This window comes from Paraburkholderia sp. BR14320 (genome assembly GCF_040948665.1).
Classification (GTDB): domain Bacteria; phylum Pseudomonadota; class Gammaproteobacteria; order Burkholderiales; family Burkholderiaceae; genus Paraburkholderia; species Paraburkholderia youngii.
The window spans coordinates 1-386 of record NZ_JBFPKG010000280.1 but is presented as its reverse complement, the minus strand read 5'-3'; the positions used below and the strand labels follow the sequence as shown (position 1 = coordinate 386).

Below are 386 nucleotides of genomic sequence, written 5' to 3'. Positions count from 1 at the left end.
GGCATCGCCCAGCACCTGGCGCAACCGCGCCGACGGATAAGCCGGATCCAGCGGTAGATAGGCGCCCCCCGCCTTCAGGATCGCCAAGAGCCCCACCACCATCGCCGCGCTGCGCTCCACGCAGATCGCCACCGGCTGGTCCGGCCTGACTCCGAGTGCGATCAGATGATGGGCCAGCCGGTTGGCCCGCGCGTTGAGCTCCCCATAGCTCAGTCTCTCGTTCTCATGCACCAGCGCCACCGCCTCCGGTGCCCGCCGTACCTGCGCCTCGAACAGCTCATGGATGCACCGCTCCGACGGATACGCCGCCTCCGTGCGGTTCAGCTCCTCCAGCAGATACCCGCGCTCCGCCGCCGGCAGGATATCGATGCGCTCCACCGGCTGGC

1 protein-coding gene is annotated in these 386 nt (G+C 69.2%); it reads right to left on the bottom strand.

The features are described from left to right. Positions 1–386 (bottom strand): AMP-binding protein (locus tag AB3X89_RS40315; protein ID WP_368588070.1); only part of this gene is annotated, 386 nt, incomplete at both ends.